A 21,643-nucleotide genomic window follows, 5' to 3' on the forward strand; every position below is an offset into this window, starting at 1 on the left:
GTTTCAACACACAGATATAAAATACCTGAATTCATAAAATTATATTCCTAGATACCACCTCCTTTAAAAAGAAAAATACTAAACTTAATCATTAATATATCTTTTGGATTCAAAAAAGTATACGGAGATGTTCATATACCCAATAGACAAACGTCAAGATTGCCAACCTTGGAAGGTGAATAATCTGCCTTAAACCCTTAACACAAAATAAAAGCTCATCATCACCTTTCTTTTCTAGACGAATTTTCCAGCTATGTTTGTTTCGATTAGCCATTCTTTATTTTCTCCTGTTGCAAGATTTACAGGAGTCCATAATAAGCCATCTCAAGCCATCTGTAAAGTTCCTTAATTATTTATTGTATAAAATCCTGCCACATACCCCACACTCCTATCCCGTTTTCCCAGCAACTCCGGCTGGCAAATCTCCACCAGCGAGCAGGCTTTGCAGCGTTTGCCGTAGTCGGGTGGCGGAGTTTGACCGCTGTTTAGGAGTTCGCGTACGGCGGCGATGGTAGCGAGTGTTTGGGCGCGCAGGTCGTCTGAAAACGTGATGGGGACGCGGTGGCGGGTTTGCATATACCACAGCGCGCCCTCAGAGACGGTTTGCCCCGTCATTTCTTCCAAGCACAAGCCTTCGGCGCAGAGTTGAATTTCGTCCATCGGGTCGGGTTTGGGCTTGCCGCGTTTGTATTCCACGGGTTTCAGACGACCTGTTTTCGTTTCCACTTCCACCAAATCCAGCACGCCACTGATACCCAACTTTTCCGCCGACACATGCACCGCCCGCTCAAAGCGCACGCCCTTGCGCGTTTCCGGCTCGCCCGAATCCACCCGCTCATGCAGCGCCTTGCCCTGCGCGGTCAAATAGTTCTCCGCCCACGCCTGCTCGTTGTGAATCAAGGCGCATTGGCGCGGACAGAAGGCGAAGTGTTGCAGAGCGGAAAGGGGGATCAGGCGCGTGTCCTGATTTTCCCCTTGGCTTTCGGTTGAAAGTGCGGTCACAAAAAACTCCGTTTTTTGAACGTTGGCTACGCCAACGGCTCCTAAGGAGCGAATAAATCACATAAGTGATTTATGAGTATTTTTTTGAATATTTTTAGAAGCCGTCGATTTCCTGCGGAGTTAAACCATCAAGGTTTTCCAGTTCATAGTTACTGTCGGCATTCACTTTCAAGCTGCCGTGTACTTTGGCGGAAGAATATTGCCCTGCTTTGCTGTTATGTTCCCACCAGATAAGTTTCAGCACCTGCATACTGCCTTCTGGGCGGGCGGATGATGCGTCGCCTTCAAAGAGTTTGGTGAGTACGGCTTTGATTTTCTCGGCATCGTCGTCTGAAAAGCCGGTGCGCTCGGCAAGCTGCGGCGACATCGCGCCGAAGGCAACGTACACGCCGTGATCGACGCGGTGTTTCATGCCCATGGTGTCGGAAGATTTTTTCGTGCCGTCGCCTTCGCCGCTGACGCTTTTGGTGATTTGTGTGCTGGTGATGTTAATCGGCTCGACACTGAATGCGGATTGAATGGTAACGGGTCCACGCACGGCGATGGAAATGCCGCTGCTGCCGTCGCCGCTGAATGCGAAGACCTGTCCGAAGCTGCGTACATCCAGCCATTTTTCGCAGGCTTTTTTGGCGGTGTCGTCTTTGTTGGCTTTTTTGGCATTAAAAGCATCCGCCCCCAAGCCGACATCTTTGTCTTTGGCACGGTTGGCCAGGCTGGTCATGCCGTCGGTTTTCTTTTCGTCCGATTGCACAAAAATGCTCTCGCCACTGTCTTGCAGGCGGTCGCGGATTTTACGTTTCAGGCATACGTCGGTCATTTCGCCAAAGCCTTGGAAATCGGCACGCGGGCGGTTGCCGTTTAAGGGGTCGCCGTTAGGATTGGCATTGGTAACTTTCAGGATTAAGGCAAAGTCGATTTTTTTGGTTAAGCTCATCTTAGTTTTCCTTTAAATGGGTTATTCGTGGGTTTTGGATTTGTTGGCGGAAAGCTCGGCAATACGGCGAGCGATTTCCATTTTTTGGCAGTGGTAGCCCAAGAGAAATTCGCCGCTTAATTTGTCGTCGCAGGTGAAATCATCGATGGCAAATAATTCCATAATTTCGCTGATTGCCTGTGCGCCGGTATCTTTGCCGTTATTGCGCAGGCGTTCTTGATAGGGTTTCAACGCCAGCTCAATATTGCGCCATGTGGCAAACGGATGTTCAGCGAAACGCTGCATATAGCGTTCGGCGGTGGTGGCGCGTTTTTCGCCCGCCAAATACAAGGCGTAGGATTCGGTGTTTTCGGCAACGGCAAGCAATCTGCCGTATAAGTAATCGCGCGAGCGGTTCTGGGTATCCAAACTCATAGGGTAAGTTCTCCGTTGTGATAAATCGTGATGACGAGCGCGCCAGCCTTTGTATAGGGCACAGGCAACGCCGATATTTCTTTGCCATTCCCAGTTTTCGCAGCCATTAGGATTGCAGGCTGCCTGAAAACTTTGACGCACCAAATCTCCAGGAATCGGCACGGATGTTCCGCCTGCGATAACAGGCAGAAGGCGGGCGTAAAGTTGTTTTTTGAGCGTGTCGGATAGGGATTTGCCGTACACGGCATCGGCAATGCTGTAAGGCGACGGCGGAATGAAGCGCCATTGGGTGCGCTTGTCGATTTTCTTGCCGTTTGGAATTTCAATGCTGTAACGCTGATACCAAGAGAAATCGTCAATCCACGCGTCTAAATTGGCGAAATAGTCAGTAGGCAGAAATTCTTGGTAATAGGTCAGTGCCATACGCCCTGGCGTGGCAGAATCGAGCATAATCAGGGAAATTTGTTCGTGGGCTTTCAATTCTGCCTGATAGCCATGCAGTTTCTTTTTGATGATTTGCGCAGCAGCACGCCCGATATTTATAGACCAATCAAGGGATGGCTGTTCAGACGATGCTTGCGATGAAAATTCATCGGGATTTTCAACCGCACTTAGATCCAGATTATCCCAATCAATTTCGCTGGAAATGTCTTTCATCGGCGACGGAACGGGTTTGCCGCTGATTGCCCATGCGACGGTAACTTGGTCGCCGTTTCGGATGCCTTGGCGGGAAATCAACCAACGCAGCGCGCTGTGCGCCTTGGCGGACACGTCTGCCGATACGCTGGCGGCTTCTTCGGCGGTGGCAAAACGTCCGCGAAAGGTGTAGCCCGCCGTATCGTTGGAAGAAATCAGCTTGGCTTTGTCGCCCGTGTGGCGCAGTTTGGCGGGGTGCATGGTGGAAATGACGGCTTCTTCGCCCTGCACCAAGCAAAAACCTTTTTCGGCTTTTTCCGAAGCGGCGTAATCCGCCCAAGATTGCTGTATGGTTTTGTCCGTCCAAGTTTGGCTGTGTACGTCGCCCGCAATTTCCACTTGCCAGCAAACCAATGCCGAACCGAATTCGATTTCGCCTTTGGTTTTGGGCAACGCTGAGAAAATCGACGGTGCATCGCCTTCGGCTTCCCATTTGTTCAGCACTTTGTTACCGGAATCGAGCTGAAATATGCCAGCTTCCACCAAATCGGCAACTACCCGCCCCTTAGCAACATAGTTCAACACAGCCTGCACTTTAGGATGGGCAAAAGGCGATTCGCACCATGCTTTGAGTTGTTTTAGGTAGCCATCAAAATAGGCTTTCTTTTCGCCGCCGTAATCGACGTAATCCCTGGCGACATATTGAATTTTGTCGGCAAGTGGATGCGGGGCTTCGCCGCTGGTTCGGTTTTCAGACGACTCGGTGGCAGGCAGCAGAATCGCCGTTTTTGGCGGCATAACGCGTGCCGTCTGAAAATTGCCTTGTCCGTCAATCACGATGACGATGTGCGCGTTTTGGATGGTATGCCCGACCGGTGTCAGTGGCTCAGTATCATCGGTAACACCCTGTTCCAAAATGCTTTCATAAGTCCGATAAAGTTTCTGCATCCAGCTCATAATCCCAGCTCCTTGGCTTCATCTTCCACAGGCTTGACGTTTTCGCCGCGTTTGAACGGTTTTTCAGGCTGCATTTTGCGGATAAACCGGGTTTTCAGGCAGCCTGCACTTTCGTTTACACTGGGAAATTCAATCACGCCGTTTTTCATATTTGCCATCCAAAAACGGCTGACCAATTCGGGCTTTCCTGTTTCTTCGGGATAGCCAAAACTATGGAACATTAAACCGAAATCCAAGTTGTCGATTTCATCGTAAAAGCCTGCTTTTCCATCTCGACTTGGGCTGCCAAACTCGCAAGGCTCGACATAGCCTTGGCAATCGCGCGTGCCGAGAAAAATATCCTGCCGCCCACCGCGTTCCAACATTCTTCTGGCAATGGCGATGTGTTTGCCGAAATTGCGGTCGCCTGCCAATTCTTCCCAATGCTCATTCCATTCAAAATGGGCTTCCACTTGGTATTCCACGTCCTGCAAAAAGGTGTAAATCGCCAAAGTGTTGCCGCCGTTCCAGTCCAGAGGTTTAGTGGATTTGCTTTGGGTCCGGATGGGTTTCATCACGCGGATGCGGTCGATATGCCAAATCAACGTAGGTTTCCAATAGATGCTTTTAATGATACCTTTAATGGCTTCGTATGTCGGCACTTGGTAGCTGAATTTTTCGCCGCCGATTTTGGTAACGGGGTCGGTAAACAAGGCTTGCCGCCCCCATACGCGGAAACTGATTTTGCTGTCCATATTGCTCCTTAAGATATATAGCAAGTCATTTCGCTTGTCTTATCTAAAGACAAGCCGAATTCATTGTTGTAATGACATTCATCTAGATAATAAATGCCCGAACCTTTAATAGTTTCATAAATCGCATCTTCATCTTGTAATTGTTCCCAAACTTTTGGGAAAACATTCACGCTGTAACGCTGAGCCTTTTGCAAAGCGCGGTACATCTCTTTCGGATTCCATGCGCCACAGAGTTTGGCAATCAATTCCACTCCTTCGCCATACGGCACAATCACAGCACGAGTTGGTGCCTCAATGGCTTGAAAGGCACGTCCTGCACTTTTGAAGGATTGCATCAGCAACGGCAACGGTTTGCTTCTTTTATTGTTTTTTTCGCCATAAGGATTCAGCGCGTTATCGCTCAACCAATCCAGCAGTGAACCCGTTGCGCTGTTTTTGACGGAATACGACATTTCATCGCTGCGCTGGTAAAAATAGTATTCAAAATATCGCTTCATCGCTTCTGGCTGCAAAATATCCTGTCCGGCAAAATCGCAAAACACGCGTTCGGCATGGGTTTTGCCTGCCTGAATATCGGGCAATATCCGCGAAAAATCTTGCTCTTGCAAATTCAACACCCAAACCGGCCCTTTGCCTTCTTTCTCGCCGTGCCGGTTGCAGCGTCCTGCTGCTTGGGCAATGCTGTCCAATCCGCCTAAGGCACGAATCACGCAAGCCATGGAAATATCCACACCGGCTTCAATCAACTGGGTGCTGATGCAGATAACGGATTGTTTGTTTTCCAGACGAGCTTTGATGGTGTCAAAAATCGCTTTGCGGTGCGCCGCGCATTGGTTGGTACTTAAATGAAACAAGGCCTCGGGCGGCACGTTCTGCCTTTGGCAATATTGATAAAGCTCTTGCGCCCATTTTTTGGTATTGACGATAAATAGGCAGCTTGGGGTCGTCTGAAACTGTTCCAGCAAAAACACGCCTGCTTCTTCCACATTCCAGCCGCCTGCTTTTTCGTTGAATCGGATTTCCACGCGCGATAAATCGGCAAATAATTTGTCCAAATCCTGATGCTTGCCCATGATTTCGGCGTTTTCAGGTAGCCTTAACAAACCGTGTGTGGCAATGCTTTCCCTTTTTCCTTCTGGGAAATTCCGCAAACCCGATTCGCCAAGCAAAGGCTGCGTCGCCGTGCACAAAACCGCCGTGCTTTTTCCGAATGCTGTCAACCAGTTCAGCACATTGCAAAACAAATGCACGCATTTCACGGGCAGGGTTTGGATTTCGTCAAAAATCAAGACGCTATTTGTCATCGGGTGGATATGGCGTGCGCCGCGCGTACCGCCGCCAAACCAGGCATCCAAGAACTGCACCATTGTGGTAAACACAATAGGCTTATCCCAGTTTTCGGACAGCAGTTTGTCCTGCCAGCTTTGTTTTTCAGGTTCTAAATTGGAATGGTGTTCGAGCACCCACTTCTCACATTCTGAACATTCTCTACATGAATGAAATTCACCATTGTCATCTTCTTTCAAATCTAAACAATAAATTTTACGAACTTCTTCCGCGTTTTGGTCGATGATGGAAGTATAGGGAATGATGTAGATAATGCGGTCGAGATTGTGCTTTTTCGCATGATGTAAAGCGTAGCGCAGACTAGCCAATGTTTTACCGCCGCCGGTCGGCACTGTGAGTGTATAAATGCCTTGAGAATCAACCGCTCTTTTTAAGCATTCGTCTGAAATTTTGCGGCGGATTTCGTCAATAGGATAACGGTTTTCAAAGCCCGCCAAATGCGTCTCCAATTTATCAATCGCCGGTTGCCAATCTGGTTTTTCGGTCAAACGGCGGGCTTCTTTTTGCGCTTCCCGTTCAAAATCCGAACTATTAATACGGTCGGCATCAATCAGGCAGCTAAACAGGAAACGGGTCAGACAGCCGAGATAAAATTCTTTGATTTTGCTGTTGGTCGTTGAGTCGGAAAGAATCGGCTCCACCGCATTCCGCAGGCCGCGAACCAGATTTCCCCCTGCCAATTCATGTGCTTTTTGCAGAACAGCTTTATCGGCATATTGCTTGCATTCCTCCAAATGCGTCAGTGCATCAACCTTTTCAAACCGCTTTTTCCATACGGCGTTGCCTACATTGTCCAAACAGTCAATCAAGCCTTCGCCGTGGTGCGATGCAATGCACAAACCCAGTATTTGCCCAAACAATTCGCCAATGCCCTGCGCCGCACCGAATTTTCTCAATTCGCGGTAAACCCATTGTGCACCAGCGGTAGAGTGGTCGATTTTTTTACCATTGGGCAAAACATAATCGTCCGTATCGGGATTAATACCGGATACGCTTTTGATATAGTCTTGGAAATCTTGGGAATATTTGCCAAAGTCATGCATTAAACCAAGGAGTTCACCTACCGGCCCCAAACCTAGCTTGCTTGCTAAAGCTTTGGCAATAGCAGCCGTTTCCGTTAGATGGGTTTGCAGGAGTTGCGGCTGTTTGTCTGTTTTACGGATATGAGCGATGTAGTTAGTATTCAAGATATCTCTCCAAGATTTACTATTCCAATAATTACCAACATCCTAAAAACAGATGCAACAGCACTATACAAAATAGTTTTGATAGCTTTTACACATAATCGACTTGTTTTCCAGTCTTATACAAACATTTCAGTATCAAAGTAATGGGCATCCACTAGGAAGGAATAGAACATGTGGGTGAAGAAGGCGTAGGAGAAAAAAGGATGATGCGCATCGGCTTTAAGTGGCGGTGCAGACAGGTTTTTGGGGAGCTTGATTTCTTGTTGCCACAGGTTATCGAGAGCGGGAATATCTGCGCCGAATTGCAAAGCCAAACGCTGCTTTAACGTGCGGCGGTTATCACCTTCACCGTTTCCATTTGCTAATCCGGCATGGTGCCCCGCAATGCAAAATGCCATCAGTTTGCCGATGGCGATTTTTCCCCAGCGTTCAAAGGCGATTTTTGCACCAGCAGTAGCATGATCAACACGCGGACCGCCGTGTAAACGCGCATTGAATTCCGGTGTGTATTTACCAAGGTCATGCAGCTGCCCGGTGTAGCGGGCAATTTGTTCCGCACCGAAGGCAGCAGCAAAGGCAGCCGCCATCTCGCCGACTTTGTACTCGTGGCTTTGTAGAGATTGCCAGTCAGCATGGTCTGATCTGGCGCCGGATTGGGCATAGCAAATACCGCCAAGGATCTCATTCATAACCGACCTCCCTGTCTGCTATTTAAGAATACTGATCCCGTCCGGAACTATCCCCCGGGCAAACAGGCTAGTCAATAAAAACACGTGCTCCCTAGCTGGCAAGTCAACTCTTTGTGCTGTCAAATACCATTCCCACACACACGATCGGCATCGCCTGGCACGGCGTGTTTAGATGACTTAACTCTTTTCTGCGTATTTCGATTATTCACAATTCTGAAGCATCCGCTTTGTTCTGGCGTGCATATCTAATATCCAAGCTGCCGGAACCCGGCAACACTCAGCGAGTCTTATACGCATCGACGGTTTCTTGACATTTTCCCGCGGCGCCATTAATTTTCCAGCCAGCGCCGATTTGAGGATCAGCTTGCGGGCGCTCGATAAATTCGGCTAAAGCGTATTCGCCCAGCCCGCTTATCAGGTGTTTGTCCGGCTTCTTCCGGACATTGCCAAGCCGGTTGGGCGTTATTTATTTTGGTACGCTCTGTACAACATGCACGATACGCATACGATGATTGCAGATAATTCCGTCGGCGTCGTAGCGCCGCAACGCTTTTATTCCGATGTGCCGCTGACGCTGAAAAGCGGCGCGCAGTTACCCGGCTTCGAACTCGTTTTCGAAACCTATGGCACGCTCAACGCCGCGCGCAGCAACGCGGTGCTGGTCTGCCATGCACTTTCCGGCAACCACCATGTTGCAGGTATCGCCAGCGACAACCCGAAAAATCTCGGCTGGTGGGACAATCTCGTCGGCCCGGGCAAGCCACTTGACACGCGAAAATTTTTCGTTGTTGGCGTCAACAATCTGGGCGGCTGTTTTGGTTCGACCGGGCCGCTCTCGCGTAATCCGGAAACCGGAAAGCACTACGGCGCCGATTTCCCGCTGGTGATGGTGGAAGACTGGGTAGCCGCGCAAGCACGCCTGGCCGACCATCTAGGGATCGAGGCCTGGGCGGCCGTCATCGGTGGCAGCCTCGGCGGCATGCAGGCTCTTGAGTGGTCGCTGCAGTTTCCCGAGCGCATCCGTCACGCTATCGCCATTGCCTCGGCGCCAAAACTCTCGGCGCAAAACATCGCTTTCAACGAAATCGCCCGCCAGGCGATTCTCTCCGACCCGGATTTCCATGACGGCCACTACGCTGAATACGGCGTCGTGCCGGAACGCGGCCTGCGGCTGGCACGCATGATCGGTCACATTACCTATTTGTCGGACGATCAGATGAATGAGAAATTCGGCCGCCAGATGCGCTATGACCAGCATACCTACAATTATGATGTCGACTTCGAAATCGAATCCTATCTGCGCTATCAAGGCGACAAATTTGCGGGTTTTTTCGACGCCAACACTTACCTGATGACGACCAAGACGCTCGATTATTTTGACCCGGCCTATGCCTACGGCGGTGATCTGGCGGCTGCATTGGTGCGCGTGCGTGCGGATTTCCTCGTCGTCAGCTTTTCGACCGACTGGCGCTTCTCGCCCGCACGTTCGCGCGAAATCGTCTTTGCGTTGCTCAAGAACCGGCGCCGTGTGGCGTATGCGGAAATCGACTGCGTCGCCGGGCATGATTCCTTCCTGCTCAACGATGCGCATTATCACGCCGTGCTGCGCGCGTACCTGGAGAATATTGCGGTATGAATCTCAACCAACTTAGCAAGCACGAACGCGAACGCTTCGATTTTGCCGTCATTGCCGACTGGATTCCCGCCGGCGAGCGTGTGCTTGACCTCGGCTGCGGCGATGGCAACCTGCTGCGCTACCTGCGCGAGACGCGCAAAATCAGCGGCTACGGCGTCGAAATCGCCCCCGATAAGGTGCTGGCCTGCATCCGCAACGGCATCGACGTCATTCAGATGAATATCGACCAGGGACTGTCCAGTTTTGAAGACCAATCATTCGATCACGCCATCATTTCGCAGGCCCTGCAGACCATGCTGGAAACCGAGCGCATCCTGAACGAAATGCTGCGCGTGGCGCGTGAGGCCGTGGTCAGTTTTCCGAATTTTGCCTATCGGATTAACCGCGAGGCCATTGTCCGCGGCCACGTGCCAGTATCCGAGGATCTGCCTTATGAATGGTACGACACGCCGAACGTCCGCTTCTTCACGATTGCCGATTTTGAGGCGCTGTGCAGCCGGCTGGATATCGAAATCCGCGAACGCCGCGCCTTTGATGACAACGGCCAGCCCGTCATCGACGATCCGAACCTGAACGGCAGCCTGGCTTTTTACCGGCTCGGCCGGGCATAGTCCGATGCATTTCCTGGGTCGAAGCCATCGTCTGGCGGCGGTGCTTTTCCTCGGTTTCGCTTCCGGGTTGCCGCTGGCGCTGACCGGTCAGGCCTTACAGGCCTGGCTGGCTGTTGACGGCGTCGATATCGCAACGATCGGCTTCTTTGGTCTCATCGGCGCCCCCTACACCTTCAAGTTTCTCTGGGCGCCGCTGATGGATCGCTTCGAGCCGCCCTGGCTTGGTCGGCGGCGCGGCTGGCTGGCGCTCACGCAGGGCGGCCTGGCGCTGACGTTATTGATCATGTCCGGCCTCTCGCCCAGCCGGCAGCCGACGCTTTTTGCCCAATGGGCCGTACTGCTCGCGTTTCTCTCGGCTTCGCAGGATATCGTCGTCGATGCCTACCGTGCCGATGCGCTCAACGACAAGGCTGAACACGGCCTCGGCGCTTCACTGCACGTTTTTGGCTATCGCCTGGCGATGATCGTTTCCGGCGGCATCGCGCTGATCTGGGCCGACCAGTGGTCGTCCTGGCCGCGCGTCTATGCACTGATGGGAACGATCATGGGCATCTCCGCCGCGCTCTCGCTGTTTTTATTGCCGCCGGTGCGCAGCGAATCGAAACCGCTGGCCTCCAGCCCTGTCAGGGAAATCGCCGGATTCGCGGCAATGCTAGTCGGCGTCTTTTCCGGCTACTATCTGGCCCGCGGCCTGCTATCTTTACTCGGATTCGATCCGGGCAGCGGCAATCACTGGATTCAGTTACTTTTCGTTCTGGCCGAGATCGCCGCCGCGTTGCCGCTGGCCTGGTGGTTCGCCCGCCTGGCGCGCTTTGAAACGCTCAACGCCTCATTGTCCAGTTATTTCGCACAGCCAGGCGCCGCCTCGTTTCTGCTGCTGATCGTTCTCTACAAGCTGGGAGATGCCTTTGCCGGCAGCCTTACGACGGCCTTTCTGATTAAAGGGCTGGCGTTCTCGCAAGCCGAGGTCGGCATCGCCAACAAGATCATCGGCATCTGGCTGACGATTTTTGGCGCGATCGTCGGCGGCGCGCTGATGCTGCGCCTGCGCCTTTATCGAGCGCTGCTCCTGTTCGGTATTCTGCAATTGGTCTCGAACTTCGGCTTTTATCTGATTGCCGTACTCGGCAAGGGCGCCTGGGGCAGCGTTGCCGTACCGCCGTTCGATTGGGTCTTCGTTTCACTGCGCGAAAGCGCTTCCCTTGACTTTCTGCTGCTCACCGTCATCGCCGTTGAGAACATCACCGGCGGCATGGGCACGGTGGCGCTGGTCGCCCTGTTGATGGCGCTGTGCAACAGCCGCTTCACTGCCACCCACTATGCCCTGCTCTCCGCACTGGCCGCTGTTGGGCGTATCTATGTCAGCCCGGTCGCCGGTGTTTTGACGGAAAGCATCGGCTGGCAGGCGTTCTATCTGTTTTCAGTAGTCATCGCACTGCCCGGCGTCGTCATGACCTGGCGGATGAAAGTACCGCTCATCACGCTTTCGCAAAATTCATCGGCGGGCACCGCACAAGATTCTCGTCATGGATAGCATTTCGATTGCCGCACGTCTGATTGCGGCGGCACAAACGCTCTCGGCCGACGTCGGCCGGCTCACTTTCTCGCCCCCCGTCTCACATGTCTACAACCCGCTCGATTACGCCTGGGCGCCGCACGAAACTTACCTGCGCCGTTTTGGTAACGGAACCAAGCAGGCCATCTTTCTCGGCATGAATCCCGGCCCTTTCGGCATGGTGCAATGCGGCGTACCTTTTGGAGAAATCGCCGCCGTGCGTGACTGGCTGGGCATCGACGCCCCCGTCGGCAAACCACAGCGCGAGAACCCCAAGCGCCCGATCGAAGGGTTTACCTGCCGGCGCGCCGAGGTCAGCGGCCACCGCTTATGGGGGCTGTTCCGTACTCGTTTCGGCACGGCCGAAGCCTTTTTCGCCGAGCATTTTGTCGCCAATTATTGTCCGCTTGCTTTTTTCGACCAGGGCCGTAATCTGACGCCGGACAAGTTGCCGAACACGGAAACCACGCCACTCTACGCTGCTTGTGATGCGCACCTACGCAAAGTCGTCACGGCCTTGGCGCCGGCGTGGGTCATCGGCGTCGGCAGCTTTGCCGAAGCCCGCGCCAGAACTGCGCTTCAGGGCATGCCGCTGCGCATCGGTAAAATCCTGCATCCCAGCCCGGCCAACCCGGCCGCCAACCGCGGCTGGGCGGAAGCCGCCAGCGCGCAATTAGTCGCACAGGGTGTCTGGTCGCAACCTGGCGTTGCATGAATCGATCACAAGACTGCCCATTCAGACCCTCCCGTACCGTCAGGACAAACTCCGTCCATGCCGAATATATGCGCCCCAGATGCCGGAATGCTGGAGGCGCCTGGCATCCACGCACAATGAACACCCACAGCTGATACTAGTAAATATCATTATCTAAGAGTATTATTTTGCCGTCTGTTTCAGGCGCTCTGCGGCCTGTTCAGGGAATTATCAGATGTCACCGGCAGTACCGACGCCACAAAAATAATGCGCCGCCTGCCTTACTCAAAGGAGAAATTGCAATGAAGACATACAAATTGGGAACGTCTGCTTTACTGATTGCCGGATGCTTGTGGGCAGGTACGGCACTGGCCCATACGCCATTGTGCAATTGCAGCGATAACGGCGACGGCACGGTGGAATGCGAAGGCGGCTTTTCGGACGGTTCTTCCGCCGCAGGTGTCAAGATGAATGTCATGGACGCCAGCGGTAAGGTCGTGTTGCAGGGCAAAATGGATAAAAACAGCATGTTCACGTTCAAAAAGCCAGCCGGCAAGTATTCTGTACAGTTCGACGGCGGTGAAGGGCATCAAATCACTATCCCTGGTGAAAAGATCAACTAATAATCGATAGGTTTAATGATTTCTTAGGAGTGCGTTATGAGCCAAAAATTTCTGGCCTCCCTTTCTTCAGCCTTGCTGTTGGCGTTGTCTGCAAGTGCGGCGCATGCCCATTTCCAATTGGTATATACGCCGGAAGTCAATCTCGACAAGCCGAAAAACATTCCCGTCAAACTGATATTCTGGCATCCGATGGAGAACGGCCATGCCATGGATATGGAACAACCCGAACAGTTTTTCTACGTTTTTAAAGGTGAAAAGGTCGATCTGTCCAAGGCATTGAAACCAATTTCCTTTGCGGGAAAAGACAACCGGGCCAAAGCCTTTGAGGCGGAGGTTAACATTCGCCGTAACGGAGATTACCTCTTCGTTTTGCAACCGGCGCCTTACTATGAAAAAAGTGAGGATACCTACATCCAGCAAATCACCAAGTCTTATGTGAATAAGGGCGGCATTCCTTCTGGTTGGGAAAAACCCGTTGGTTTACCGGTCGAGATTGTGCCGCTCAACAAACCCACCAATGTACTGGTCGGCTCCACATTTTCAGGACAGGTGCTGATGGAGGGCAAACCGGCTGCTGGCGTGGAAATCGAGATCGAATATCTCGCAGCTCCGCCTGACGTGAAGGCTAACCGTCCGTCTTCCAAGAAATCAGCTTCGGCCAAGGGAGGCGCGTTGGTTGCCATAACCGATGCTAACGGCGTATTTACGTTCGGTATTCCCAAGGAAGGTTTCTGGGGCTTTGCCGCGCTGGGCGCCGGACCGCAAAAAGAATACAAAGGCAAGGCACTCAGCCAGGATGCGGTTATCTGGATCCGTGCCGACAAAATGGAATAAGGTAAGCAGCATCGTCTCGGCCAACCGTTTTCCGGCCGGGACAGGCAGTGCGATTCCCGATGCGAACCTCCGCATTGCCAGCAATGCGGAGGTTTTTGGTTTTTGACGAGGCTTACATGACGGAACGATCCGACGAAACGCCCGCCGGTTTTGCAGACGACCGCTCCACAACCCAATCCGGGTGCGAGGGCGCGGCTCATGCTCCGTGGCAAACTTTATCCCATTTGCCCGCAGGGCAACGTTGCCGTATCCATACGGTGGGCGGCAGCGGCATCATGCGTCGCCGGCTCATGGATCTGGGCATCTTTCCTGATGCCGAAATCACGCTGCTGCGTGTCGCCCCACTGAACGACCCCATTGAAATCCGCGTGGGGAATTCTTTTGTCTCTCTGCGCCGATCGGAAGCGGATCTGATCGAGGCCGTAGCTTTATAAAATGATGGAAAAGAAAGACAGGCTGCTCGTCGCTCTGGCCGGCCAGCAAAACTCAGGAAAATCCACGTTGTTCAATGCCCTGACCGGCTTGCAGCAACACATTGCCAATTATCCAGGCGTGACCGTCGACAAAAAAAGCGGCTTCTACCGCCATGACGGACAGCGCGTAGAAGTCGTGGATCTGCCGGGCGCTTATGCGCTGACTTCATTTTCCCCGGAAGAACGCGTCGCCCGGGACTTTCTGCTTGGCGAAGCGCCGGACGTCATCATCAATGTCGTTGATGCGGCCAATTTGGAACGCAGCCTGCATCTGACCTTCCAGCTCATGGAACTCAACCGTCCGATTGTGCTGGCGCTGAATATGGTCGATGTAGCGCAGCAGCTGGGGCTGGCCGTCCATGCGGACAAGCTGCAAGCGCACCTGGGCATTCCCGTGATTGCAACCATCGGTAGCAAAGGGCAGGGTATCGAGGCGCTGCGTAACAAGATTGCTGAAATTTCCACAGGGAATCAAATTGCGCCGTCTTTTCCCTATGGCGAATGGGAAGGCGCCGTCCACGCGCAAACGGAGGCTTGGGCGCAGCACCCAGAATTGTTGCCTGGCTATCCGCGCCGATGGGCAGCGGTATTGACGCTGGAAAATGATGAAAGCCTGGCCAATGCCGCACATCAGGCCTTGCCGGAAGTATGGCAAAACCTGAAAAAAGGCGCGGATGCCTTATCGACAGAATACACGCAAAGCACCGGGCAATCGTTTGCCGATGCCGCACTCCGCCTCCGCCATGAAGCGGCCGAAGCCGCCTGTACAGCGGCGGTGGAGCAGCACACGCCGAACAAGATCGGTTTCACCGAACGGCTGGACAGGGTTTTGCTGAACCGCATATTTGCGCCCGTATTTTTGATCCTGACGATCTGGCTGATCTACCAGCTTTCCATCGTACAGGGTTATGAGCTGACTAAAATCACCTGGCCGCTTCTCGCCGGTCTGCGCAACCTGGTGGCGTCGATCCTGCCTGACGCCGGCTTTCTGGTCGATCCGCAATTACGCTCGATGGGGCTATGGATGGTCGATTCGGCGAATACCCTGCTCAATTACGTGCCTATCTTCCTGATTCTGTTTGCACTCATCGCTATTCTGGAAGACAGCGGCTACATGGCGCGCATCGCCTTTATCCTCGATCGCATCCTGCACCGCTTTGGGATGCACGGCCAGTCCACGTTACCGCTGATACTGGCGGGCGTATTCGCCGGCGGCTGCGCCGTGCCCGGCGTCATGGCGACCAAAGGCATTCCCGATACGCGCGCGCGCATGGCCACCATTCTTACCGTACCTTTTATGAACTGTCTGGCCAAAGTGCCGCTGTATGTCTTACTCGTCAACATTTATTTTGCGGAAGACAAGGGACTGATTCTGTTCTACATTTCCACCATCACCATCATCATTGCGCTGCTCGTTTCCAAGCTGCTCACGGTCTCGGTGCTACGCAACATGGAGACAGCACCTTTCGTCATGGAGCTGCCCCATTATCATCTGCCAGGCATCAAGAGCGTGTTGCGCCGTGCATTTGATCGCACCTGGCTGTATATCAAGAAAGTGGGCACGATCGTCGTTGCCGTCGCCACGGTGGTGTACATTCTGCTGCAATTTCCTGGTCTCACTCCGCAGCAGGATGCAGAGTACCGCGGCAGGGCCGAAGCAGCCATTGCCGCGTTCTACAAAGGCATGCAAGGCAATCCGCACCTGGCCGCTGTCGATGATCAGAAAAAACTGATTGATCTGGTCAATGTCTATAACAGCTACCGCGCGCAGAAACTCAATGTCTCCGGCCCGAAAGCGGCCAAACAGCTTGACCAGGATTACGCGGCCAAATATCCCGGTTTCTATCCTTTCCTACAACGCGGCGGGGATGTAATGGCTAAAAAGGCCGCGCGCAACCTGAAAAAGCTGGACGATGCCCGCAAAGACATGCGCCGCGAAATGAAGGAAATCCGCATTCAAAACAGTATTCTGGGGCGCGTCGGGCGCAGCCTGGAAAGCGTCACGCGATTTGCCAATTTTGACTGGAAAATCAATGTTGCCCTCCTTAGCTCCTTTTCGGCGCGTGAGAGTAGCGTGGCAACACTGGGCGTACTGTTCGGCCAGGATGACGAAGAAAATCGCACGCTGGAAGAGCGCATGGGTGAAGAACAGAAGGCTCATGGCTACGATGCACTCACCGCCGTTGCGCTGATTTTGTTTTTTGCCCTCTACCCGCCCTGCCTGGCAACGACCATCATGATTCGCGTGCAGACGGGCTCCTACAAATGGATGCTGTTTTCCATGATTTTCCCCACCACGCTGGGGCTGCTCGTTGCCAGCGGCGTCTATACTTTAGGCAGTGCGCTGGGCTTGAGCGGCATCCAGGCCTTCTCGGCGGTGTATTTCATTGGTCTGGCGCTGTTGCTGATCGTCGGGCTATACCGCCGGCCTTTTGGCGTTCATCTGGGACAACCGGAATATTCTTCATGAAACGGCATGGATGAACATTGATAAGCCTCCTGTTCGCTAGCCCATGATTTACGGGGGTTTGCGGGCAGGTCGATTTGACATTTGATACCCGAGAGAAAAATCACCATGACACCCTCGATTGATCTAAGCGCAGAAACCACATTGGACTGGACGGAGTGGGGAATACTGATCGCCATCGCTGCCATTGCCTGCCTCTATTTGTGGCGCAAATTCTTTATCAAGAAGGGCTGCGCCTGCTCCAGTTGCGGCAAGGCAAAAGGCTGTAGCAGAAAACCGCAGCAGGAAAACGGGCTGCGGCATTCCATCACATTTGAGAAATGATGAACGGTACAGAAAAGTTTAATTAAAAACGAAAGCCCCTTACGCAACCAGTAAGGGGCTTTACATTTTCAGAATACTGCACGGGTAGATATCTGTTTATCTGCTATGTGATATTCGATATCCGGGTTGGGTCAGGCTTGTCCCTATATACGCGCAGAAAACAGCCCGCATTGTATGCTACGAGTACCCGCTGCGGCGCTTGCCGGTAAGCTTTGAAATATCTTTCAGGCGGGCGACCGATTGCATCAGCTCAGCTTCCGCCGCTGCGTAATTAACGTTGGTCTGCCGTGTTTCAGCCAACGCTTCGGCGTTCTGCCGAGCCGCAATGGCTTTGGCCTCATCCAGATCGCGCGCGCGAATGGCCGTATCCGCCAGCACCGTCACCAGCTCCGGCTGGATTTCGAGAATGCCGCCGGAGACATAGACCAGTTCTGGCGTTTTCCGGTCCGGAAGTTTGAGGCGGATAGTCCCCGACTTCAGGTGCGTCAACAGCGGCGTATGCCGCGGATAAACGCCGATCTCGCCCTGCACGCCGGGAAAAACGGCGAATTCGGCCTCACCCGAAAAAATCTGCTCTTCGGCGCTGACGACATCGACATGAAGCCTTTGTGATGACATAAGTGATCGCTCCTTGAATAGTCGCTTCTTGCCTTACAGCGTCTTGGCCTTTTCAAGCGCTTCTTCGATACTGCCCACCATATAGAAGGCCTGTTCGGGAATATTGTCGCATTCCCCCTCGACAATCATCTTAAAGCCGCGAATCGTATCCTTGAGCGGTACATACTTGCCCGGCGCATTGGTAAAGACTTCGGCTACATGGAACGGTTGTGACAGGAAACGCTGAATTTTGCGTGCGCGGTAAACGGTCTGCTTGTCATCCGGCGACAGTTCGTCCATCCCGAGAATGGCGATGATATCGCGCAGTTCCTTATAACGCTGCAAGGTCATTTGTACGGCACGCGCAACCTTGTAATGCTCCTCGCCGACGACTTGTGGATCGAGCTGACGCGAAGTCGAATCAAGCGGATCGACAGCGGGATAGATGCCGAGTGCGGCGATATCGCGCGAAAGCACGACCGTCGAATCAAGGTGGAGGAAAGTCGTCGCCGGTGACGGGTCGGTCAAGTCATCAGCAGGCACATACACCGCCTGAATCGAGGTGATCGAACCGACCTTGGTCGAGGTGATGCGCTCCTGCAAACGCCCCATTTCTTCGGCCAGCGTCGGCTGGTAGCCGACTGCTGAAGGCATCCGCCCAAGCAGCGCCGAGACTTCGACCCCGGCCAGCGTATAACGATAAATGTTGTCAACAAAGAACAAGATGTCACGACCGTCGTCGCGGAAACGTTCGGCCATGGTCAGACCGGTCAGCGCAACGCGCAGGCGGTTTCCGGGCGGCTCGTTCATCTGGCCGAAGACCATCGCCACTTTGTCGAGCACGTTCGAATCCTTCATTTCGTGATAGAAGTCGTTGCCCTCGCGGGTGCGCTCACCGACACCGGCAAATACCGACAGACCGGAGTGCTGTTTGGCGATATTGTTGATCAACTCCATCATGTTGACCGTCTTGCCGACGCCCGCGCCGCCAAACAGGCCAACCTTACCGCCTTTAGCAAACGGGCAAACGAGGTCGATGACCTTGATGCCTGTTTCGAGCAACTCGACCGAAGGCGACAACTCGTCGAATTTCGGTGCGGGCTGGTGAATGGAACGCCGCTCTTCCGTCGCAATCGGCCCCGCTTCGTCGATCGGGCGGCCCAGCACGTTGACAATACGGCCGATCGTCGCTTCACCCACCGGCACCGAGATAGGTGCGCCAGTTGCGTTGACTTTCATGCCACGGCGCAGACCGTCAGATGACCCCAGTGCAATCGTGCGCACCACATCATCACCAAGCTGCTGTTGCACCTCGAAGACCAGGTCAGCCTCACAGCCCGCGTGTTCCTCGGATTTATCGAGTTCGAGCGCGTCATAAACTTTGGGAATGGCATTGCGCGGAAACTGGATGTCGACCACGGCGCCGATGCACTGAACAATCTTTCCTTGACTCATCGTCTTGTCCTCAATCAATAAACCGGTTTGTGTACGATCGGCCTGCGATCAGACGGCTGCAGCGCCGCCGACGATCTCCGAAAGCTCCTTGGTAATTGCCGCCTGACGCGCTTTGTTATACATCAGCCGGAGTTCGCCTATCACGCTCTTGGCGTTGTCGGACGCCGATTTCATCGCCACCATGCGCGCACTTTGTTCGGAGGCCATGTTTTCGGCAACCGACTGATAGAGCAGCGCTTCGACATAGCGCAATAGCAGGGTATCGACGACTTCTTCCGGATTCGGCTCATAAAGATAATCCCACAACGCCCCGCTTCCGCTCCCCTCTGCCAGATCACCCGACAACGGGAGTAGCTGTTCGACGACCGGCTCCTGTTTCATCGTATTAATGAAGCGCGTGTAGGCGATATAAACGACATCGACCTCGCCGTTCAGATAGGCGTCGATCATCACCTTGGCCGGACCGATCAACGCTTCCAGGCGCGGCGTATCACCCAGGCCGATCAAGTGTGAAACGATATTGGCGCCGGCACGCATCATAAAATTGAAACCTTTGTTGCCGATCGCCGAAACCTGCAGGCGTTTGCCCTCGGCATCCCAGGTTTTCATCCGACTCAGCGCCAAGCGCAGAACGTTGGTGTTTAGGCCGCCACACAGTCCCTTGTCGGAGGTCACCACAATCAGGCCGACGTTGTTGACCGTCTCCCTCGGTTCAAGAAAAGGATGGCTGTATTCGGTCAACGCATTGGAAAGATTACCGGCCACGCGCCGAATCTTCTCGCCATAGGGACGTGCCGCCCGCATGCGATCCTGCGCCTTACGCATTTTCGAAGCGGCGACCATCTCCATCGCCTTGGTGATCTTGCGTGTGCTTTCGACGCTTTTGATCTTGTTGCGGATTTCCTTGCCGCTCGCCATATCGATTCCCCGCTCAGGCGATGGAAGCCTTGAATGCGCCGATCGCGTCAGTCAAAGCCTTCTCGGCCTCGGCATCAAGGTCTTTCCGGGTTTCGATGGCATCGACCAGATCGCCGTAATTCTGCTTGATGAAAGCATGCATCTGTTTTTCAATCTCTAGCGCTTTCTTGACGTCCACATCATCGAAGAACCCTTGATTGACAGCGTGCAGCGTGATGGCCATCTCCGAAACAGACATGGGTGAATACTGCGGTTGCTTCATCAGCTCAGTCACCATACGGCCACGATCGAGCTGCTTGCGAGTGGCCTCATCCAAGTCAGAGGCGAACTGTGCAAAAGCCGCCAGTTCGCGGTACTGCGCCAGGGCCAGACGCACGCCGCCGCCCAATTTTTTGATGACTTTGGTCTGCGCTGCGCCACCCACCCGCGACACGGAAATCCCGGCGTCAATAGCCGGACGCACACCCGAGTTGAACAGGTCAGTATCCAGGAAAATCTGGCCGTCGGTAATCGAAATCACATTGGTCGGCACGAACGCAGAAACGTCGCCCGCCTGCGTTTCGATAATTGGCAGCGCCGTCAGCGAGCCGGTCTTCCCCTTGACTTCGCCTTGGGTAAAGTGCTCGACGTATTCCTCATTGACACGCGCGGCGCGTTCAAGCAGGCGCGAATGCAGATAAAACACGTCGCCCGGATAGGCTTCGCGCCCCGGCGGGCGACGTAACAGCAAAGAGACCTGGCGATATGCCCAGGCCTGTTTGGTCAGATCGTCGTAGATGATCAGCGCATCCTGTCCGCGATCGCGGAAATATTCGCCCATCGTACAGCCCGCATAGGGGGCAATGTATTGCAGCGCCGCCGATTCCGAGGCCGTGGCCGCAACAACGATAGTGTATTCCATGGCGCCGTGCTCTTCGAGCTTGCGCACGACGTTGGCTACCGTGGAGGCTTTTTGCCCGACCGCCACATAGACGCAGAACAGATCCTTGCCCTTTTGGTTAATGATCGTATCGACCGCCACCGCCGTCTTACCGGTTTGCCGGTCACCGATGATGAGTTCGCGCTGCCCCCGGCCAATCGGCACCATCGAGTCGATCGACTTCAGGCCCGTTTGAACCGGCTGCGATACCGATTTGCGCCAGATGACGCCCGGCGCAACTTTTTCGATCTTGTCAGTCAGTTTGGCATTCACCGGCCCCTTGCCGTCAATTGGCTGGCCCAGTGAATTAACCACACGACCCAGAAGTTCCGGGCCAACCGGCACTTCAAGAATGCGCCCGGTCGTGCGCACGGCATCGCCTTCAGAAATCTGCTCGTATTCACCAAGCACCACTGCGCCGACAGAATCGCGTTCCAGGTTGAGCGCCATGCCGAAAGTGCCGCCAGGAAACTCAAGCATTTCACCTTGCATGACATCAGCCAGCCCGTGGATCCGGCAGATACCATCGGTCACCGAAACAACGGTTCCTTGCGTCCGCGTTTCGGAACCCATATCCAGATTCTGAATCTTGCTCTTGATCAGTTCACTGATCTCGGAAGGATTCAATTGCATGCAT

Annotated in this window: 19 protein-coding genes; 9 read left to right on the forward strand and 10 right to left on the reverse strand. The window is 53.7% G+C overall.

Annotated elements, in window-relative coordinates; genetic code table 11:
- Window positions 1–345: 345 nt before the first annotated feature.
- The 6 genes from cas4 to ABCS64_RS11780 form a co-directional block, all read right to left on the reverse strand.
- The gene (gene cas4 / locus ABCS64_RS11755) at window positions 346–1,002 is read right to left on the reverse strand and encodes a CRISPR-associated protein Cas4 (RefSeq protein WP_418892081.1); all 657 of its coding nucleotides are present in this window, start codon (window positions 1,000–1,002) and stop codon (window positions 346–348) included.
- Window positions 1,003–1,096: 94 nt separating this feature from the next.
- A complete protein-coding gene (cas7c, locus tag ABCS64_RS11760; protein WP_418892082.1) occupies window positions 1,097–1,936 on the reverse strand; it encodes a type I-C CRISPR-associated protein Cas7/Csd2 in 840 nt (279 codons plus the stop codon).
- 21 nt (window positions 1,937–1,957) lie between these two features.
- On the reverse strand, window positions 1,958–3,943 hold the full coding sequence (cas8c, locus tag ABCS64_RS11765; RefSeq protein WP_418892083.1) for a type I-C CRISPR-associated protein Cas8c/Csd1: 1,986 nt from the start codon (window positions 3,941–3,943) through the stop codon (window positions 1,958–1,960).
- On the reverse strand, window positions 3,940–4,677 hold the full coding sequence (gene cas5c, locus ABCS64_RS11770; RefSeq protein ID WP_418892084.1) for a type I-C CRISPR-associated protein Cas5c: 738 nt from the start codon (window positions 4,675–4,677) through the stop codon (window positions 3,940–3,942). The genes cas8c and cas5c overlap by 4 nt, the downstream gene beginning before the upstream one ends.
- 8 nt (window positions 4,678–4,685) lie before the next feature.
- Window positions 4,686–7,211: a CRISPR-associated helicase Cas3' gene (cas3, locus tag ABCS64_RS11775; protein ID WP_418892085.1), complete on the reverse strand. Its 2,526-nt coding sequence runs from the start codon at window positions 7,209–7,211 to the stop codon at window positions 4,686–4,688.
- Between the two features lie 116 nt (window positions 7,212–7,327).
- Window positions 7,328–7,900, reverse strand: coding sequence for a CRISPR-associated endonuclease Cas3'' (locus ABCS64_RS11780; RefSeq protein WP_418892086.1), 573 nt, complete (start codon window positions 7,898–7,900; stop codon window positions 7,328–7,330).
- 508 nt (window positions 7,901–8,408) lie between these two features.
- Between ABCS64_RS11780 and metX the strand changes: the two genes are divergently transcribed.
- The 9 genes from metX (at window position 8,409) to ABCS64_RS11825 (ending at window position 17,117) form a co-directional block, all read left to right on the forward strand.
- A complete protein-coding gene (gene metX, locus ABCS64_RS11785; RefSeq protein WP_418892087.1) occupies window positions 8,409–9,536 on the forward strand; it encodes a homoserine O-succinyltransferase MetX in 1,128 nt (375 codons plus the stop codon).
- Window positions 9,533–10,147 carry a methionine biosynthesis protein MetW gene (gene metW / locus ABCS64_RS11790; protein WP_418892088.1) on the forward strand — a complete coding sequence of 205 codons (615 nt, stop codon included), beginning with the start codon at window positions 9,533–9,535 and terminating at the stop codon, window positions 10,145–10,147. Before metX ends, metW begins: the two co-directional genes overlap by 4 nt.
- Before the next feature lie 4 nt (window positions 10,148–10,151).
- Complete coding sequence (locus ABCS64_RS11795; protein WP_418892089.1) at window positions 10,152–11,681, forward strand: AmpG family muropeptide MFS transporter; 1,530 nt, start codon at window positions 10,152–10,154, stop codon at window positions 11,679–11,681.
- The gene (locus ABCS64_RS11800) at window positions 11,674–12,417 is read left to right on the forward strand and encodes a uracil-DNA glycosylase family protein (protein ID WP_418892090.1); all 744 of its coding nucleotides are present in this window, start codon (window positions 11,674–11,676) and stop codon (window positions 12,415–12,417) included. Before ABCS64_RS11795 ends, ABCS64_RS11800 begins: the two co-directional genes overlap by 8 nt.
- Before the next feature lie 281 nt (window positions 12,418–12,698).
- Window positions 12,699–13,019, forward strand: a complete 321-nt coding sequence (locus ABCS64_RS11805) for a hypothetical protein (protein ID WP_418892091.1) — start codon at window positions 12,699–12,701, stop codon at window positions 13,017–13,019.
- A 36-nt stretch (window positions 13,020–13,055) separates the two neighbouring features.
- A complete protein-coding gene (locus tag ABCS64_RS11810) occupies window positions 13,056–13,853 on the forward strand; it encodes a DUF4198 domain-containing protein (protein WP_418892092.1) in 798 nt (265 codons plus the stop codon).
- Window positions 13,854–13,969: 116 nt separating this feature from the next.
- Window positions 13,970–14,287 carry a FeoA family protein gene (locus tag ABCS64_RS11815; protein ID WP_418892093.1) on the forward strand — a complete coding sequence of 106 codons (318 nt, stop codon included), beginning with the start codon at window positions 13,970–13,972 and terminating at the stop codon, window positions 14,285–14,287.
- A gap of 1 nt (window position 14,288) precedes the next feature.
- Window positions 14,289–16,796 (forward strand): ferrous iron transport protein B, encoded by a 2,508-nt coding sequence (gene feoB / locus ABCS64_RS11820; RefSeq protein ID WP_418892094.1) that lies wholly within the window; start codon window positions 14,289–14,291, stop codon window positions 16,794–16,796.
- Window positions 16,797–16,901: 105 nt separating this feature from the next.
- On the forward strand, window positions 16,902–17,117 hold the full coding sequence (locus tag ABCS64_RS11825; RefSeq protein ID WP_418892095.1) for a hypothetical protein: 216 nt from the start codon (window positions 16,902–16,904) through the stop codon (window positions 17,115–17,117).
- A gap of 177 nt (window positions 17,118–17,294) precedes the next feature.
- Here ABCS64_RS11825 and ABCS64_RS11830 read toward each other — a convergent pair whose 3' ends face one another.
- The 4 genes from ABCS64_RS11830 to atpA are packed head-to-tail and all read right to left on the reverse strand — an operon-like array spanning window position 17,295 to window position 21,639.
- A complete protein-coding gene (locus ABCS64_RS11830) occupies window positions 17,295–17,735 on the reverse strand; it encodes a F0F1 ATP synthase subunit epsilon (protein WP_418892096.1) in 441 nt (146 codons plus the stop codon).
- Between the two features lie 33 nt (window positions 17,736–17,768).
- On the reverse strand, window positions 17,769–19,169 hold the full coding sequence (atpD, locus tag ABCS64_RS11835) for a F0F1 ATP synthase subunit beta (protein ID WP_418892097.1): 1,401 nt from the start codon (window positions 19,167–19,169) through the stop codon (window positions 17,769–17,771).
- A gap of 48 nt (window positions 19,170–19,217) precedes the next feature.
- The gene (gene atpG / locus ABCS64_RS11840) at window positions 19,218–20,087 is read right to left on the reverse strand and encodes a F0F1 ATP synthase subunit gamma (protein ID WP_418892098.1); all 870 of its coding nucleotides are present in this window, start codon (window positions 20,085–20,087) and stop codon (window positions 19,218–19,220) included.
- A gap of 13 nt (window positions 20,088–20,100) precedes the next feature.
- Window positions 20,101–21,639: a F0F1 ATP synthase subunit alpha gene (gene atpA, locus ABCS64_RS11845; protein ID WP_418892099.1), complete on the reverse strand. Its 1,539-nt coding sequence runs from the start codon at window positions 21,637–21,639 to the stop codon at window positions 20,101–20,103.
- Window positions 21,640–21,643: the final 4 nt, after the last annotated feature.

The organism is Dentiradicibacter hellwigii (assembly GCF_041770905.1).
GTDB classification, from domain to species: domain Bacteria; phylum Pseudomonadota; class Gammaproteobacteria; order Burkholderiales; family Rhodocyclaceae; genus Propionivibrio; species Propionivibrio hellwigii.